The sequence below is a fragment of the Chitinophaga sp. genome (assembly GCF_036566945.1).
Lineage (GTDB): Bacteria > Bacteroidota > Bacteroidia > Chitinophagales > Chitinophagaceae > Chitinophaga.
Map to the genome: position 1 here is coordinate 1 of NZ_DATCVJ010000419.1, position 17,949 is coordinate 17,949.

The 17,949-nt window shown below is 46.0% G+C and carries 8 protein-coding genes; 6 read left to right on the top strand and 2 right to left on the bottom strand.

Annotation, left to right across the window (positions count from 1 at the left end; translation table 11 throughout):
* Both VIP81_RS12485 and VIP81_RS12490 read left to right on the top strand, forming a co-directional pair.
* Positions 1–3,126, top strand: a 3,126-nt coding sequence (locus VIP81_RS12485; RefSeq protein ID WP_331960750.1) for a SusC/RagA family TonB-linked outer membrane protein, incomplete at its 5' end; no start/stop codon positions are given.
* A gap of 25 nt (positions 3,127–3,151) precedes the next feature.
* Positions 3,152–4,855, top strand: coding sequence for a RagB/SusD family nutrient uptake outer membrane protein (locus VIP81_RS12490; RefSeq protein WP_331960753.1), 1,704 nt, complete (start codon positions 3,152–3,154; stop codon positions 4,853–4,855).
* A gap of 50 nt (positions 4,856–4,905) precedes the next feature.
* On the opposite strand, the gene VIP81_RS12495 is transcribed toward VIP81_RS12490, so the two are convergent.
* On the bottom strand, positions 4,906–6,837 hold the full coding sequence (locus tag VIP81_RS12495) for a right-handed parallel beta-helix repeat-containing protein (protein WP_331960756.1): 1,932 nt from the start codon (positions 6,835–6,837) through the stop codon (positions 4,906–4,908).
* Positions 6,838–7,146: 309 nt separating this feature from the next.
* On the opposite strand from VIP81_RS12495, the gene VIP81_RS12500 reads away from it, so the two are divergent.
* Entirely contained in the window at positions 7,147–9,618 is a 2,472-nt protein-coding gene (locus tag VIP81_RS12500; RefSeq protein ID WP_331960759.1) for a hypothetical protein, read from the top strand.
* 93 nt (positions 9,619–9,711) lie between these two features.
* Here the strand turns inward: VIP81_RS12500 and VIP81_RS12505 are convergent, their stop codons facing one another.
* Complete coding sequence (locus tag VIP81_RS12505) at positions 9,712–12,108, bottom strand: arylsulfatase (protein ID WP_331960762.1); 2,397 nt, start codon at positions 12,106–12,108, stop codon at positions 9,712–9,714.
* 404 nt (positions 12,109–12,512) lie between these two features.
* Here VIP81_RS12505 and VIP81_RS12510 point away from each other — a divergent pair, with 404 nt between their 5' ends.
* From VIP81_RS12510 to VIP81_RS12520, 3 genes are all read left to right on the top strand, one after another.
* On the top strand, positions 12,513–13,112 hold the full coding sequence (locus VIP81_RS12510) for a sigma-70 family RNA polymerase sigma factor (RefSeq protein ID WP_331960765.1): 600 nt from the start codon (positions 12,513–12,515) through the stop codon (positions 13,110–13,112).
* A 119-nt stretch (positions 13,113–13,231) separates the two neighbouring features.
* The gene (locus VIP81_RS12515) at positions 13,232–14,428 is read left to right on the top strand and encodes a FecR family protein (protein WP_331960768.1); all 1,197 of its coding nucleotides are present in this window, start codon (positions 13,232–13,234) and stop codon (positions 14,426–14,428) included.
* 261 nt (positions 14,429–14,689) lie between these two features.
* Positions 14,690–17,949, top strand: a 3,260-nt coding sequence (locus VIP81_RS12520; RefSeq protein WP_331960771.1) for a TonB-dependent receptor, incomplete at its 3' end; no start/stop codon positions are given.

A 17,949-nucleotide genomic window follows, 5' to 3' on the forward strand; every position in this document is an offset into this window, starting at 1 on the left:
ATGAGAGGAACAGGGAAAACAATTATTGCAATCATACTGACCCTTTGCGCTGTATTTGTTCGGGCTTACGCGCAAAACAATACCGGCAGTGTGAATGGTATCGTCACCGATCAGGGAGGCACACCACTTCCCGGCGCCACCGTTGAAGCATCTGCCAACGGCAAACGCGTGAACATCGCTATCTCCGACAGTATCGGAAAATTCACGTTTAAAAATTTACCCGCCGCCAACTATGCTTTCAATGTGAGCATGATTGGTTATGATGCAAAATCATTTACAGGATACAAAATTGTTCCGGGCCAGAATTCGGCGCTAACGTTTGCATTACCCTCTTCCGTCAGTGAACTGAGTAGCGTGGTAGTCATCGGATATGGCACCAGAAAAAGACAGGATGTTACCGGAGCGGTAGCCAAAGCAGACCTGCAGCTGCAAAAACAATCTCCCAATGCAAACGTCATGTCTTCATTGAGAGGTACCGTTCCTGGTCTCACTGTAGGACAGGTAACCAGAGCAGGCAGTGATCCTACGCTGATGGTACGCGGCCGGAACTCTATTTCCGGTACTACTTCTCCGTTGATTGTGGTAGATGGACTGATCTACAGAGGATCACTCACCTCCATCAACCCCTCCGATATCGCCAGCATCGACCTGTTGAAAGATGCCAGTGCCGCCGCAGTATATGGTTCACAGGCATCAAATGGCGTGGTGCTGATCACCACCAAAAGCGGCGCAAGCGGTATGGATAAACTCACCGTCGATTACAGCGGCTCCTATTCTATACAGGAGATGACCAAAAAAAGTATGAGGCCGGCATCCGGAGAGCAGTATATACAAAAACTGGGCGACTGGTACCTGTCTGAAAGCCGCGACCCCAACGATATGACGAAGATGAATCCCAACTGGGATCCTACTACCAAAATGCCCGGCATTGAAGGCGACAATTACAAAAATGGTTATGAGGCCAACTGGTGGGACTTAATGACCAACAGCGCTCCCAGAATCCAGAACCATAACATTGGTCTCAGCGGACGCTCAAAGAAGATCCGGTTTTACCTGGGCTATGGCTACTTTGATCAGGTGAATCTTATCAAAAATGATAATTACCGGAGAAACAGTATACGGCTCAACGTGGAAGCCAAACCAGCCGAGTGGCTCACGGTAGGCGCTCAAACAGGTCTCTCTATTAATGATTATAGTGGCGTTTCTCCCACGTTCTCCGACATCATGCAGCTGAAGCCATATAACCTGCCGTTTGATCCAAAAACAGGTCAGATGCTGGAGTTTTATGCACAAACAACTACACCCACCGCGTTAGAAGTACTTAAAAGATCCAGGGACTTCGACCGGAACCTGAACATCATAGGAAATTTTTTCGTCAGTGTAGACATTCCAAAGATAAAAGGGTTGAACTACCGTGTCAACTTCGGGAACAATTATATCTATACCAACCGGTTTAATTATAATGCCCCTTCCGTGGAAGCGACCGCCTATAAAACTTACATGACGGATTATTTCCTCACACTGGATAACATCCTTACCTACAAACGGGACTTTGGAAAACACGGTGTGGACCTGACCTTATTGTATGGTGCAGAGAAAAACATACACGATGGCACCAGCACTTCCGCCGGTGGTATCACCAATGGCGTGTTATACTACAACAGGCTGGATGTGGGAGATCCTGCACGGCTTACCACCTCCAACGACCTGGCGACACTCCCCTGGCAGGAACAGGCGCTTTACCAGATGGCCAGACTTTCCTATTCGTTCGACAAAAAATATATTCTAACAGGTACTGTTAGAAGAGATGGCTTTTCCGGCTTCTCCTCTCAAAACAAATGGGCGACCTTCCCTTCTCTTGCTTTTGCATGGCGTGCAAAAGAAGAACAATTTCTTAAATCTGTTAGCTTCATCGACGACCTGAAGTTAAGACTGTCTTACGGTTCTACAGGTAACAGAACAGTGGGCCGTTACCAAACGCTTTCCCAGATGAGTGTTGGATTAGCGAATGGTTATCTGTATGGCAGTTCAGGCGGTGCGCAACTCGGTACTTTCTTAAATCAGTTGCCCAATGCCGGCCTGCGCTGGGAAACCACCCATTCCTTCAACACTGGCGTGGACTTCTCCTTTTTCAACAACCGCCTCTTTGGTTCATTGGATGTGTATTTCTCCAACTCAGAAAACCTGTTGAACTCCAGGGCCACACCAACCGTCACCGGTTTCAACAGCTTCCTGATCAACATCGGGAAAATTCAGAACAGAGGACAAGAGTTGAATATCACCGGCGTACCTGTCAGCAACAAAAACTTTAAGTGGGAAGTAACGGCTAACTTTTTCCGGAACCGGAACAAAGTACTGGATATAGATGGCACCAAAAGAGACCTGGTTAATGGCGCTGATCCCATCTTAAGCTACTTTATCGGTCAGCCTTACGGTGTGGTGTACGACTACAAAATCACCGGCATGTACCAGCTCGGAGAAGAAGTTCCTGCCAGTCTTGCTGCACAGGGCTTCAAAGCAGGTCAATATAAAATTGAAGACAAAAACGGTGATGGACAAATCACTCCGGCAGATAAACAGATACTGGGCAGACTGGACCCCTCTTATAGCGTAGGTATTTCCAACAGTTTCCAGTATAAAGCATTCCAGTTAAAATTCTTTATCAATACCGTGCAGGGTGGTAAAAACGCCTACCTGGGTGCACCGGGTATCATGCTGTTGAATCCGGACAATATCCGGAACAACAACGGCTTTGTGTACGACTATTGGACGCCCAACAATCCTAACGCCCGTTACAGAAGCATCGCAGCCTATGTAGCTACACTGGGTGAAAACTTTGGCCCTTATGTATCCCGGAGCTTTGTCCGTCTCCAGGACGTTACCCTTACCTACACGCTGCCGGAAGGGATGTTAAGCAGGTTAAAAGTAGTGAAGGCCGCGAGTATATACGTGAATGCACAAAACCTGCTGACCATCACCAAATGGGATGGATGGGATCCGGAATCAAATCCTCCGTCTACTCAACGTTCCTCATTGGGATGGAGAATGCCGGGCGGTCTGGGCCTCGATCAGAATGGCTACCCTGTGATGAAGAACTTTTCACTGGGCGTAAACGTGACATTTTAATGCTTTCACCCGTAAACTTTAAGACATGAAAAAAAGAATCTTCATATACTTCCTAGGCATCGGCACTCTATTATCTTCCTGTAGCAAAAGCTTTCTGGATGAAGAGCCGCTCTCTATCTATACACCGGATAATTCGCTGCAAACGGCTATTCAATACCAGCAGGCCACCAACAATCTGTACAATGGTGTCAGAAATATCTACATGGGCAATATCAATCTGGATACATATTTCGGTATGTATTACGCGACTGACTTTGCCTATAATGCGACCGACTATGACCCTGCCGCGAAATTAAATGCCTATAAGGCTACCATGGTACCCAGCTATTTTATTCCGCAGGGCATCTGGACAGCATACTACAAGATCATCACCAATGCCAACCTGATCATCAGCCAGCTGGGAAAATCCACCCAGCTGAGTGATGCAGATAAAAACAGCTTCCTTGGTCAGGCATTATTTTTCAGAGCTTATTCATATAAGATACTCGCCAACCTGTTCGGCGGCGTGCCTATTGAATTAAATGAACTCTCCGCTCCGCGGTATGACTATGTGCGTGCCAGCAGGGACGAAGTATACCAACAATGTAAAAAAGACATGCAACAGGCAATCGGCTTGTTGTCCGACATTAGCAAAGTGCCCGATGGGACGGTAAACAAACAAATCGCCCAACATATCCTCACGGAAGTACTCATCTCCTTAAAAGATTATGATGGGGCTATCACCAGTGCTTCAGCGGTGATCAATTTCCCCGGCTTATCGCTGATGACCGGCCGCTTTGGCAGAAGGGCCAATTTGCCGGGAGATGTTTACCGGGACTTGTTTGAATACAACAATCAGAACTATAGCACCGGCAACCATGAAGGACTGCTGGTGATGCAAACCACACTAAACAATTCCGCATCCGTAGGCGATCAAACCGCCTGGGCAGTCGTTCCCAGCTTAACCGGCGTCAGAATTGTGGAGTCAGTCTCTAAAACCAAGATGTCTATCCTGTTCAACGCCAAATTCGTGGACAGCGTTTCCTCCAACGGCATCGGCTGGATACGGCCTACCTCCCACTTCTTCTATGAGATATGGACACCTGGTGATATCCGTAATTCTTCCTATAATATTGTGAGAGATATCCAGATTTCAGGCGTACCTGCTACTTCTCCGGACTACGGTAAATGGTATGTAAAAGATGGTTACAAGGACAAAGTACAACCGGCAGATTACAGAGATACCATCCGCAATTTTTATCCGGTGATCAGGAAAACGTCTCCTTCAGCTGGTGATTTCGTATCTGCCGCCGGTCCGGCAATTCTCACTAACGTGACTAATCCGTTTGGCGGATTATTGTTGAACGGTGCCTCCCGCTTGTTTATGCAGAAATATATGGCGCGCCTGGCAGAAACTTATCTCTTAAGAGCAGAAGCCTATCTCGGCAAAGGACAGAAACAACTCGCAGCAGATGACATCAATGTGCTGCGCAACAGGGCACAAACCACTTCAGCCTCCGCCGCAGAAATGAACATAGACTACATCCTGGATGAACGCATGCGGGAACTGTACATGGAAGAGTTCCGGGTAGTAACGCTTACCAGGCTAGGACTGTTATACGATCGTGATAAAAGATACAATCCGAAGTCTGGTTTGACCATTGAAACATACCATAATCTCTGGCCGATTCCTGCTACGGAAATCACACAGAATACAGATGCTGTATTGGAACAGAATACGGGATATTAGCTTGTAAGTAATAGTTCCGGCGGTCAGTACGCCGGAACTATTATTTTATATTACCACACTTTAATTTGTTGTACCCCGCTCTTCTTTATTTCAAAAGCTCCCGGTGAAGGATTGGCAGTATTACGTTTATTGCCCAAATAATCAGTATCTGATGTAAGTGGAGATCCATCCACATTTTCGAAAGGCAGATCAGGAATAACAGCATGCCGTAATGAACTTGTTGTTACTATTCTTCTTGCTGGCCCGGTTAACCAATTTTTATCGAGATTAATTTCCATGTAAACATGATCCTCCCGGGTTATTAAACGCACACCTGCATCAAAATTATTTTCAATCAACGCTTGTTGTTCCGTTGCGTATTGTTCCTCGTAATTTTTTATTTTATGGGTCGTGTCCCGGCCCGTATCACTATTAACCGCTCTTACAGCTCCTTTCGTATATACATTTCCGGTAAAGGTGACAGGAAGTAATGCCTTGGCATATTGCGCAATATTGGCCCCATTAATAAAAAGGTTATTGACAAACTGAACATCTCCGCCAGGATTGTCGTGCAGGGCCTCCACATAAGTAGCATGTGGCTTGTGGAAGGGCGTTAACCGGCTATCGTAGTTAATGACCGTTGTCTTTCCGCCGAAAATATTATGCGCAAAAGCGACGCCGCTGGAATTCATCAACAGATTGGATTTGGAAAGCAGGATATTATTGTACACCCAGATCGGACCATGATCTACTTCTAAAAAAATATCATCCGTATTATTATGCATTAAGTTATTTTTTAGCTGGGCGCCCTGCGCCATCCAATCCAGCCAAACACCGAAGCTACAGCGATAAATATGGTTATTACGAATTTGTACATCTACTGCACCATGAAACTTAATGCCTGCCTGTTCTGCTCCTTCAAATAGGCGACGAATATGAATATCGTGAATGGTATTCCCTTCTATCACGCTGAAAGCGCATCCCATGCTACCCACAATACCTGTTTGCTCACAATAGGCGATGGTATTATTGCGAACAAGATGCCCTCCAATAGTTCCTTTGTTCCAACCGAACGCCAGTGCCCTTTTGATAGTACCGACATAACCTTCCGCTGATTCTGTTTGATTATTGTCATACTCATCTCCATATTTTCCTAATGCAATGCCTACACATTTGGAATACTGAATCGTATTATTTTCAATGATCCAGCCACGACTCCAGTGTGTACCAATCACGCCCATTTGTTCCGCCGTAGGAGGAGCCCAATTGGTGGCAGCTTGTTCCATGACGAATCCCTGCACCGTAATAAAATTCGTGAAGGGCTTATCAGGATAGAAAACTGTGGGACGAACATTTATTTCCACCAGCTCCTTATTGGGGTCTGTATTTCTAAACTGCGCCCAGATAGTTGTGCTGTCCGCGTCCACTGTTGCGCACCAAAGGGGGTTTTTAGTGTTAGTGGTATCAAATACTTCTTCCTTTTTAGCGGCTTCCATCAGCCAATCGCCATTCAGGTACACCGCACCCCGCAGGTATTTTCTGTCTTTGGGAACAGGCGTGAACCAATCGCCATGGATATATTCTTTATAGGGATTGAACGATTTAAAAAAGCTGTTGGGTATTTTTACCACCCAGGTATCATGTTCCTGTTGTTGCCATCCTTTCACTATTTCCGATCCTTTTATGATCACTTTTTCTCCTTTGGCTGCCTGGTAAACAATTCGCTCCTTATCGGATACACCTCCGCGGGGAGGTGTAATTTGTTCACGATAAATACCCGCATGCACCATCACTACATCACCGGGCATGGCTTTGCTCGCCGCTGCCATAATGGTTTTTAATGGGTGGGAAGATGATCCGTCCGTACTATCACTGCCATCGACGGATACATGGTATTCGTGACGAAGGGGATTTATATTGTTTGTCGCTTTAGTTTGCGCACACAATTGTAGGGTGCAACAACTAAAGCCTGCTAATGCCAGCAATAATGAAATTTTTACCATAGAGAGATGTTATTACGCAATGCCGTTAAATAAAAACCGATCCAATACAGGAGCTATCTACAAAAAAAATTGGCCAACCTCAAAGCTACCACTACGTCCGTTATGCTGAAACCATTATATTGACTGACATCAGCGCTATTTTTGCACCCGGATAACCCCGGAAATAAGCCATTGCTATAAGCGCCCCGTCGCCATAGGGGCAAAAAAACGGCAAAAAACGACAAAAATACATTAGTATAAGACGAGTAGAAGCTACATATTTGGGACCTTTCTGAAAAATGCACACCTATACTCATCTAAAATATTGAAATGAACAAGAGACGTCTCATCAAGTATCTGACACTGTTCCTGACTGTTTTGGCGGGAATAACCGTTTTGCCTGCTACCGCACAGGTAAATTTCAAAACGAAGCAATGGAGCCTCCAGTTGGATAATACCGGTAAGCTAACGAGTATGAAGAGTCTTGCGCTGCAAAAGGAATTCATATTTGCAGACAAAGCAACGGCCTTAATGAGCATAAAGAAAAACGGGGCTATCCTTACTCCGCAAAGCTGTACCTGGAACGCAAAAAGCGCAGAACTGCTATTATCCTATCCGCAGGCTGGTGTGGACGCAAAAGTAAAAGTGCAGCGCAACGACCAGTACATCAGTTTTGAACTGACACAATTGACCCGCCCTGAAGAAGTGGAGCTGGTACTCTGGGGCCCATATCCTGTGACAATAGCGGATACTATTGGTGAAGTTGTAGGCGTTGTACGCAACAGCAATTTTGCGATCGGCATCCAGGCGCTGAATATAAAAACACTGGGGGGCTACCCGAACGCGGAAAGTGATATTGAACCATCGTATGATGTATTTGAAGGGCAGAACAAGGTAGATGTGAAAGAAGATGACATGAGTAAACAGCTGTTCAGGGGAGAAGTAGCTCGTCCTACGGACTATGGGGCTGTATTACAGGCATATTGCCGCAATCGTGGCAAAGACAGGATCATTGAAAACTGGGGACATACGGCTTACCTGGCCCCCGCTTTCAATGATGGCGGCGTTGTTGGCAGCAAAATCGCGCTTTTCGGCGTAGCGAATAAGGACGTGTTACCCACTATTTCACAGATTGAACTCAAAGAAGGACTACCGCATCCCTTGCTGGACGGAGAATGGGGGAAACAGGCGTTGCACGCATCCGAATCATACCTGATCATGAATTTTGGTGTCGATAACTTGGAGGAAGCAATGGCCGTTACCAAACAGGCCGGTCTTCGTTATCTCTATCACGGTGATCCTTTTGATAACTGGGGGCATTTTCAACTGCATGCCAAAGAATTTCCACAGAACTGGGCCAGCATGAAGCAATGCGTTGAAACCGCAAAAGCAAAAGGCGTGCGGTTAGGGGTACATACCTTATCCAACTTTATCACTACCAATGATCCCTATGTAACGCCGATACCTGATCCTCGCCTGGCAAGAGTAGGCTCCTCGCAGCTCAGCGCAGGCATTGATGCCAATGCCAAAGAAATCGGGATTAAGGACCCGGTTTTCTTCAATCAGTTTCAGAACAATACGCTAAAATCAGTAGTGGTAGGAAATGAAATGATCCGTTATGGCACCGTATCTACCTCCGCTCCCTGGAAACTGCTCGATTGTCAGCGTGGCGCCTTTGGCACCACTGCTGCCGCACATGCTGCCAATGATACGATTGGTAAACTGATGGATCACCCCTACAAAGTATTTCTAACGGATTATGCATTGCAGGAGGAAATGGCCACCACCCTGGCCCGCCTTTTCAATGAAACAGGCCTGATGCAAATATCTTTCGATGGTCTCGAAGGTTGCTGGTCTTCGGGGATGGGTCAATATGCAAAACAGTTGTTTACAAAAACATGGTATGATCATCTTAGCCCCGAATTAAAAGGAAAGGTGATCAATGATGCCAGTATGCCCGGTCACTACTTCTGGCATATTTATACCCGGATGAACTGGGGAGAGCCCTGGTATGCCGGCTTCAGAGAAAGCCAGCTACAACTGCGCCTCAAAAATCAGCAATTCTTCCGCCGCAATCTGATGCCCTCCATGTTAGGCTGGTTTAGCCTGCGTCCGGAAACCACACCGGAAGATATAGAATGGATGCTGGCCCTTGGCGCCGGATATAACGCCGGCTTTGGTCTGGCTACGAGCCTGGAAACATTGCGGAAACACGGACTGAAAGATGAGTTGCTTGGATTGATAAAAACCTGGGAGCAGGCGCGTATGAAGAATATTTTCAGCGAAGCGCAGAAAGAGGAAATGCGAAGCCTGAAGCATGAATTCCACCTGGAGTTGACAGGCGACAATGAATATAAATTAACGCCGGTGTATAATGCATACTTCAAACATACGCAACAAATGAAACAACCCGGAGAACCGGTTTTTTCTACCTTCAAATTCAACAACCCGGCGGCTACCCAACCAGTTTCCTTTATTATTACACTCGCTGCCAGCAAGGAATCTGACCCGGATGTTACTTTCGATCAAATATCAATAGGCATCAATCACCAGGATGCATTGGTGTTGCCGGTAAGCCTGAAGAGAAATCAATTCCTGAAATGTGATGGCAAAGTAGTACGGTTATACAGCCGGCAATGGCAATTGCTGCAAACCATAGTACTCGATAAACCCCTGCCTGTTTTATCCAATGGCGCAAATGAAATTACTTTCGACGGAAAATATTCAGATGAAAACGGCGCGGACGTAAAGCTGGAAATCCGTTCTAATGGCCAGTCTGAGGTAATTCAAAAAAAGCACTAGAACCCTGTAAAACCACAAAACGTGATATCAGTAAAAAACTGGTATCACGTTTTGTGGTGAGTGCTTTTAATGCCTTAAGAAAATGCGGCAATTTTATGCCTTGTAATCTACGGTCACTTTATTCAGGGTGCCGTTAAATTTGAAAGGGACGTCGTAAATATCAAATTCTACGGGTGTTCCCGTATCCTGACCTACATCCCATGTTTCATCCAATGAGAATCTGCCCCATACCGTACGCTCGATTCTGCCTTTTGCCACTTGCTTTCCATCGACAGACAAAATCATGTTGGCCCCTTTGCCAAATCCGCCACCATCATACACAAAATCGATCGTGACTTTATGATTGCCTGCACTGATTTTTTCCGGTGATTGAATGTTCACAAACCATTTGGGCTGATTGGTACTTCGATATAGAAATGCTGGTTTTCCATCTTTTATCATTAATGCAAACCCTCCAAAATACCCTCCCATAGTGGCTAATACCCCTTTAGCATTTGCCTGGGTGGTAATATCTGCCGTAAGTGTCCAGGAATGATTCACGAAGATAGGCGCAGAGCCCTCCGGAATTCTAAAGGCGCCGTCGTAGTATTCAAAATGGGTTCTTCCCGTTGTTAAACTCGGACGAATACCTGGTTGCGCTCTTTCGCCCATCGTTGCATCCAATGGGAGCACATGGTTCTTCTTAGCCTCTTCATAAAACAGGGCCTGCAGCCTTTTCAGGGTATCAGGGTATTTTGCCGCCAGGTTATCTGATTCGCTGAAATCTTCCGCTACATTGTATAGTTCCCACTTGAAATCCCTGGAGGGGTACTTGGTTTCACCACCAATAATTTGCCATGGATTTCTATACGGTGTGGTGGCGGCCACCCAACCATCATGATAGATAGCCCGGTTGCCCATCATTTCAAAATATTGGGTGGTGCGGGTTGATTTCACCTTCGCATCATTAAATGAATAGGCCATGCTTACGCCGTCCATGGGTCTTTGATCCACCCCATTCACCCTTTTGGGTTGAGGAACACCACATAGCTCAAGAATGGTAGGAACGATATCTATGATATGATGAAATTGTGAGCGTAGACCACCTTTGTCTTTAATCACCTTAGGATAACTAATCACCATGCCATTCCTTGTTCCCCCAAAATGCGAAGCCACCTGTTTTGTCCATTGAAAAGGCGCGTCCATAGCCAATGCCCAGGCATAAGAATAGTGATTATAGGTGTACATGGAGCCTAGTCTGTCGTACTGCGTCATCTGGAAAGCAATATCTTCCGGGAACCCGCTGCTGGCACCTACTTCGTTGGTGGTACCTTGTACACTTCCCTCTGCGCTGGCGCCATTATCACCCATGATGTAGATAATGATGGTGTTATCTAATTGGCCGGTTTGTCTGACTGCATCTATTACCCTTCCAATATTGTAATCCGCAAAGGATAAAGCCCCTGCATATACTTCCATTTCCTTCGCATAGAATTTTTTCTGATCTGCGGAAAGGGTGTCCCATTCAGGTGCATTTTCATTACGGGGAGTTAATTTTGTGTTTTGTGGAATAACGCCTATTTGTTTCTGTCTGGCATACGTTTCTTCCCGTACTTTATCCCAGCCCTGATCGAACTTTCCTTTATACTTTGCTATCCAATCCTTTGGCGCGTGGTGTGGTGCATGCGCTGTACCTGTGCAGTAGTAAGCAAAAAAAGGCTTTCCGGGCGACACGGAGTTGTGCTTACGGATATAGGCAATGGCATTATCTGCCAGGTCCTTATCCAGTATATAATCGGGGTTTCCTACATAAGGTTCTACCGGGTTTGTATTTTCATATAACGCAGGGCGCCATTGATGACTATCTCCCCCAAGAAAACCATAGAAATATTCGAAGCCCAATCCATTGGGCCAAAGATCAAAGGGGCCGGAGGTACTGCTTTTCCAATCTGGTACATTGTGCATTTTTCCCCACCAACCGGTATTCCATCCATTGTCCTTAAGTATTTCACCTACACTGGCACAGGATTTAGGCACGAGGCTATTATAGCCATCATACCCGGTGGCAAATTCGGTGATATCGCCACTTGCCACATTGTGGTGATTCCGTCCGGAGATCAATGATGCCCTCGAAGGAGAACATAAGGCAGTGGTATGAAATTCGTTGTATCGAAGCCCCGTTGCCGCCAGACTATCGAAGGTCGGCGTGGCAATAGGGCCGCCAAAAGTGCTGCTGGCACCAAAGCCTACGTCGTCCGTCATAATCAGCAGGACATTGGGCGCATCTTTAGGCGCGGACACCTCTATCGGGAAATCAGGTTTTGACTGCGAAGCATTGGTGTCCACCACTCCGGCGAATGGATGTGGGAGAATTGGCAATACCGTGCGGTCGAATTGATCCGGAGAAGATGTTGAGGTGGGGGCAGTTGCCTTTTCTGGCTGTGGTTGATTACAACCAAATACGATCAACGCAACTAGACTCAATAATACAGATCGTGTTTGCTTTTTCATGCTTTATATTTTAATAATCCTGATGAGTACTTCCTAAAGTCCCGCCGTTGGGTGATGCTTAACATTGAACGCATACCAGGGGTAGACGACGAATGCGTGGTGGATTATGCTCAGGATCTATAGTGGAGGAAGAATGAATCATTTCATTCCATTTCGTGCAAAACTTAAAAGCGTCAATAGGATAGTCTTTTCCGGTCAGACTAGAATAACCCCTGAATAAACTAAAATGTTCGCCGATGGCGGAGATAAAACAAAACTTATTGCCGCCCGTGCTTGTTTAACGGGGGAAATTTGTTTTTTGTACCTTTGCGGCTGCAGATTTACCAATAACAACAGGTCATTCAACGATTTTATTTTTGTAATAGTCACGATTGGATGATATTTAAGGATCAGGATTTAACAGGATGAATAATGAATCAATAAATGAAAATGCACTTTTCCTCCAAATTGCTGAGGGGGATGAAGCTGCGTTTGAAACATTGTTTCACCTGTATGTCCCAAAGATCAAACCCGTGATTGTCCGCGTTATCCAGGTAGAGGGACCTGAAAAAGATATTATACAGGAGATATTCCTGGGCATCTGGCTGAGCAGGGAAAAGCTGACCGAGGTGCTGGTTCCGCACAACTGGATTTTCAAAATGGTGTATCACCGTTGCTATAGCTGGCTCCAGAAACAGGGCGTCCGGAGTAAAGCCAGCCGGATCATTACCCGGGAAAGCAGCGATCATTCCAATCTGACAGAAGAAAATATTGCTTTCTCTGAAACATCGTTGCTGGTAAAACAAGCCATTCTTCAGTTACCTCCACAGGCTCAAAAAATCTACCTGCTCAGCAGGGAGAAGGAGCTGAAGATTGCAGCCATAGCAGATCAACTGCAATTATCGCAACAAACGGTAAAAAATTCCCTCGTCCGTTCCCTGAAGTTCATCCGGGAATACCTTGTCAGTAAAGGCGTTACGCTTCCGCTCCTCCTCCTTGGATGGGATATCCTGTTTTTTTGTTAAATTTTTTTTTAGTTGGATAGGTACTATTGGTGTAGTTGCCGTACGTATATGTCAGGGGCCCTCTTGTGAGGAGATTTCCCAGGATGTCAACTAAATCAGCATACTTAAAATTTCACTTGTTGTCCACGGCAGAAAGACTAAAATACTTATTAGAACAGGTACAGCAACAGCGGGCCACGCAGGCGGAGTACAAAGAACTGTTACAGTTCATCAGTGATGATGAATCTGGCGACGTTGTGCAGCAACTGGATATTCTCCATGCCACCGGGCTATCAACCACCACCACGGACGCTGAGTATGACCACCCTTACTGGCAATCCGTCGTAAAAGAAATACTCGCCTCCGATACATTAGTGCAACCGGAGCCTGTTAAAAAGCGCCTGCATGTGCTGCAACGTTACTGGTGGGCTGCCGCCGCCGTAGTATTAATAACGGCTACCACTTATTATTATCAGACATCTAAACCTGCACATATACCGGCTGTAGCCACCAATGCCCCAGTGCAAGATATTGCACCGGGCGGCAACAGGGCTATGCTCACCCTCTCAGATGGTTCCCAGATACCGCTCGACAGCGCCACCAATGGCGTATTGGCACAACAGGGCAATACCCGTATCACGAAACTGAGTAATGGGCAGCTGGCTTATAATGAATCTGGCAGTACAACAGATAAGATATTATATAATACCATGACTACGCCGCTGGGCGGACAATACAAACTTATTTTACCGGATGGTACTACCGTATGGCTCAATGCCGGTTCGTCCATCTACTACCCTACTGCCTTTATCGGCAAGGAAAGAAGCGTGACCGTTACCGGGGAAGCCTACTTCGAAGTAGCCCCCAATGAAAAAATGCCCTTCTTTGTGAAGGCTAACAATACGACCATCGCCGTATTGGGTACACATTTCAATATTAATGCGTATAAAGACGAACCCAGTACCAATACCACTTTAATGGAAGGTGCGGTAAAGATCATTGCGCAACAGCAACAACAAACGCTTACACCGGGCCAGCAGGCCAGGGTGAGCCCTGCCGGCCAATCCATACAGGTAGTCAACCACATAGACCTGTCACAGGTGCTGGCGTGGAAAGAAGGTTTCTTCTCTTTCAATGATGCAGACCTACCCACTGTGATGCGCCAGCTTTCACGCTGGTACAATGTAGACGTAAAATATGAAGGAGATATCCCACAGCGCGTATTTACCGGGGAAATAGGCAGGAACCTTTCCCTGTCGCAGGTATTAAAAGGATTGTCTAAAACACGAATCAAATATAGAATTGAAAACGGCAACAGGATTGTTATCCAGCCATAGTTATGAACAATGAAACATTTGGAACAATGAAACAACTAAAGCTATTAGTGATGGCTTTCTGCGCATATTGAATAAAAAACCGGGGATTAAGATTGGCGTCCTTCCCCGGTTACAGTTCAATTTCATCAACAAACAAGTCGGTAAACTTTATTTATTAATTCAACCAAACATTGCAAAAGTATGCAACTTAAGGCTATTTGTAATTCCGGTACCCGCAAATATTGGAAGTTTGCGGAGCTCTCAACCAAAATTTTGTTAGTGATGCGACTAACTTCTTTTATGCTACTCGTGGCCACCTTACAGGTAAGTGCCAGCAGCAGCGCACAAACAGTCACCTACTCCGCTAAAGCGGTGAGTCTCCAGAAAGTACTCAACGCTATCAAGGAGCAAACAGGGTATGTTTTCTTTTATGATAAAGCGGATCTGAAAGATAGTAAGCCCGTTTCGGTAGACCTCAAAAATGCCTCGCCGCAAACGGCCATGGAAATGGTCATGCGTCAGCAATCGCTGAGCTTCGACATCCAGGGTAATACCATCTTCATTACAAAAAATGAACAACCAGCAGCTCCCCAGCCGGTAGCTCCGCCACCTGCTACCATTACGGGTAAAATTATAGACGATACCGGTACGCCCATTCCAGGCGCTTCGATAGTGATAAAAGGCACCCAGAAAGGAATCGTTTCCAGCGCAGACGGCACCTTCCAGCTGAAAGACGTACCGGAAAATGCCGTGCTGGTGATCAGCAGCGTAGGATACGTGACCCAGGAAATACCTATTGCCGGTAAAAGACAATTCAATATTTCTCTGCTGCCCGATGTAAGTGCACTCAAACAATTTGTGGTAGTGGGTTATGGTGTACAAAAGAAAGCTAACCTCACCGGTGCTGTTAGTTCCATCACCACTGAACAACTTACCAACAGACCAGTTACCAACGTGAGCAACGCCCTACAGGGAACCATGCCAGGCGTAACGGTGACTGCCAATATCAGCGGACAACCAGGCAGCGATGCGGCCAGGATCCGCATCAGAGGTATCGGTACCGTGAATAACTCCGATCCGATTATTGTAATAGACGGCGTGATCACCACCCTGAACAACCTGAATAATATTAATCCTGATGATATTGCGACCTTGTCTGTATTGAAAGATGCAGCCTCCTCTGCTATCTATGGTTCCCGCGCCGCCAATGGCGTGGTACTCGTTACCACCAAACAAGGTTCCAAAGGAAAGCCACAGTTAACCTATAACGGCTATGTAGGTAAACAAAATGCTACCGGCTTACCAGACTTCTTACCTTCCTGGCAGGCAGCTACGATGTATAACAAAGCCCTCCTGAATGAAAACAAACCAGTACGCTGGACAGATGCTGAAATTCAGAAATTCAAAGATGGCTCCGACCCTTATGCATATCCGAATACAGACTGGCTCGGCATGTTCTATAAAGGCAGTGGCATACAACAAAACCACTACTTAGGCGTATCCGGTGGCAGTGAGAAAACACAGTACGCTTTTTCCCTCGGTATGTTTGATGAAAATGGTATTGTAAAAGAAACAAATGCCAAACGTTATACCAGCCGACTGAATATCACCTCTGAGGTGGCCAACCGGGTAAAAGTGATTGCCAATATTGCCTTCACCAACACCCACCAAAACGAGCCAAGTAATCCTTATACGGGTGATTTTACGCAGATTATCAGACAGATCAATCGTATTTCACCCACTATTCCTTACAAATATGCCAACGGCTATTATGGACGTATTGCGGACGGTAATCCTATGGCATGGCTGGAAGGAAACAGCCAAAACAAATATGATAAATATGACCTGATTGGCAACGTGGGCGCAGACTGGGAAATTATCGACGGTCTTCATTTCAGACCCTCCATCGCCTATGTGATGAAAATAAATCACACCAAGAAATTTATTGCTGATCAGCAATACTACGATGCCAATGGAACACCCACTGCTTACCAGGGGCCTAACTCTGTAACAGATGAAAACAGCTTTGGCAACACAGTGACACAACAGGCACTTCTGGACTATACCAAATCCTTTAGCAAACATAATTTCAAAATACTGGGTGGCTACTCACAGGAACTCACTAAATACACTTTTGATAAAGGTTTCCGCAAGGGCTTCCTGAATAACCAGTTAACTGATGTAGACCTGGCCTCCAGCGATGGACAGACGGCTAGTGGATATTCTTATGAATTGGCACTCCGTTCTTATTTCGGTCGGTTAAATTATGATTTCGACGGTAAATATTTATTTGAAGCCAATCTCCGTTACGATGGTTCCTCCCGCTTTCATCCTGATCACAGATGGGGTGCATTTCCTTCGTTTTCTGCCGGCTGGAATATAGACCGGGAAAACTTCTTCGAGTCTGCAAAGAAGTATGTGTCTTACCTTAAACTGAGAGCTTCCTGGGGACAACTGGGTAACCAAAACATGGTGGGTATTGATGATGTTAATTACCCCGCATATCCCTATTATCCTTATATATTGCAGATCAACGGCAGCCAGAACTATGACTTTGGTGGCACCGGTGCTACCATCGCACCCGGCATATCGCCTATCAATGGCGCTAACGAAAAGCTGATATGGGAATCTACCACAGAAAGCGGCATTGGCCTTGACGCCGGCTTCTTAGACGGCAAACTCAATTTCACCGCCGACTATTTCCGCAAGACTACCAATGATATCCTTTTGCCAATAGATGTGGGCGCACCATATGGCCTGAAGGCTCCCGTTCAGAACGCAGGAGCGATGTTGAACAAAGGTTGGGAATTTGCCGTTAGCTATAACAATACGAAAGGCGACTTTAAATACAACGCCTCATTTAACACCGCTTTTATCCACAATGAGATCACGAACCGCAATGGCGCCGGCCCTGACATAAGTGGTTATACCATCAAACAGGTAGGCTCTCCTTATTATTCGCTGTATGGATATGAAGCAGATGGTATTTTCCAATCGGCAGATGAGGTATCCAAAGCGCCTTATCAAACCAACAGAACAGCTGCAGGCGATATCCGGTACAAGGATAAAGACGGTAACGATACTATCAACACGGCCGACCAGGTATACCTCGGTAATTATTTCCCAAAAGTAACTTTTGGTATTAACCTGGGCGGTGCCTGGAAAAATTTTGACGTCGCTATTTTTCTGCAGGGAGCTACCGGTGTAAAAAACTACATCGATGCGGGTAAACTGGGCAGTGTAAGTTCTTCTGCAGGTAAACCTACTTCCGCACTGCAGGATACCTGGGCGCCAGATAATACCGGCGCAGCATTGCCACGTATCCTGGCTACCTATCAGCAAAATGACCCCAGCGGTACACCTTCCTCTTTCTGGGTAAGAGACGGCTCTTATCTGCGCCTGAAAAATCTGCAGATAGGATATACCCTTCCGGGACATATTGTGAAGAAAGCAGGACTCAGCAAAGTACGCTTTTACTATAGCGGACAAAATATCCTCACGTTTGATCACCTGTACAAATGGGTAGATCCGGAAGCGTCCAT

Bases quoted from the DNA above. Each gene is read 5' to 3' on its own strand.
- VIP81_RS12490 (WP_331960753.1), top strand. From the start codon at position 3,152: ATGAAAAAAAGAATCTTCATATACTTCCTAGGCATCGGCACTCTATTA.
- VIP81_RS12495 (WP_331960756.1), bottom strand. From the start codon at position 6,837: ATGGTAAAAATTTCATTATTGCTGGCATTAGCAGGCTTTAGTTGTTGC.
- VIP81_RS12500 (WP_331960759.1), top strand. From the start codon at position 7,147: ATGAACAAGAGACGTCTCATCAAGTATCTGACACTGTTCCTGACTGTT.
- VIP81_RS12505 (WP_331960762.1), bottom strand. From the start codon at position 12,108: ATGAAAAAGCAAACACGATCTGTATTATTGAGTCTAGTTGCGTTGATC.
- VIP81_RS12510 (WP_331960765.1), top strand. From the start codon at position 12,513: ATGAATAATGAATCAATAAATGAAAATGCACTTTTCCTCCAAATTGCT.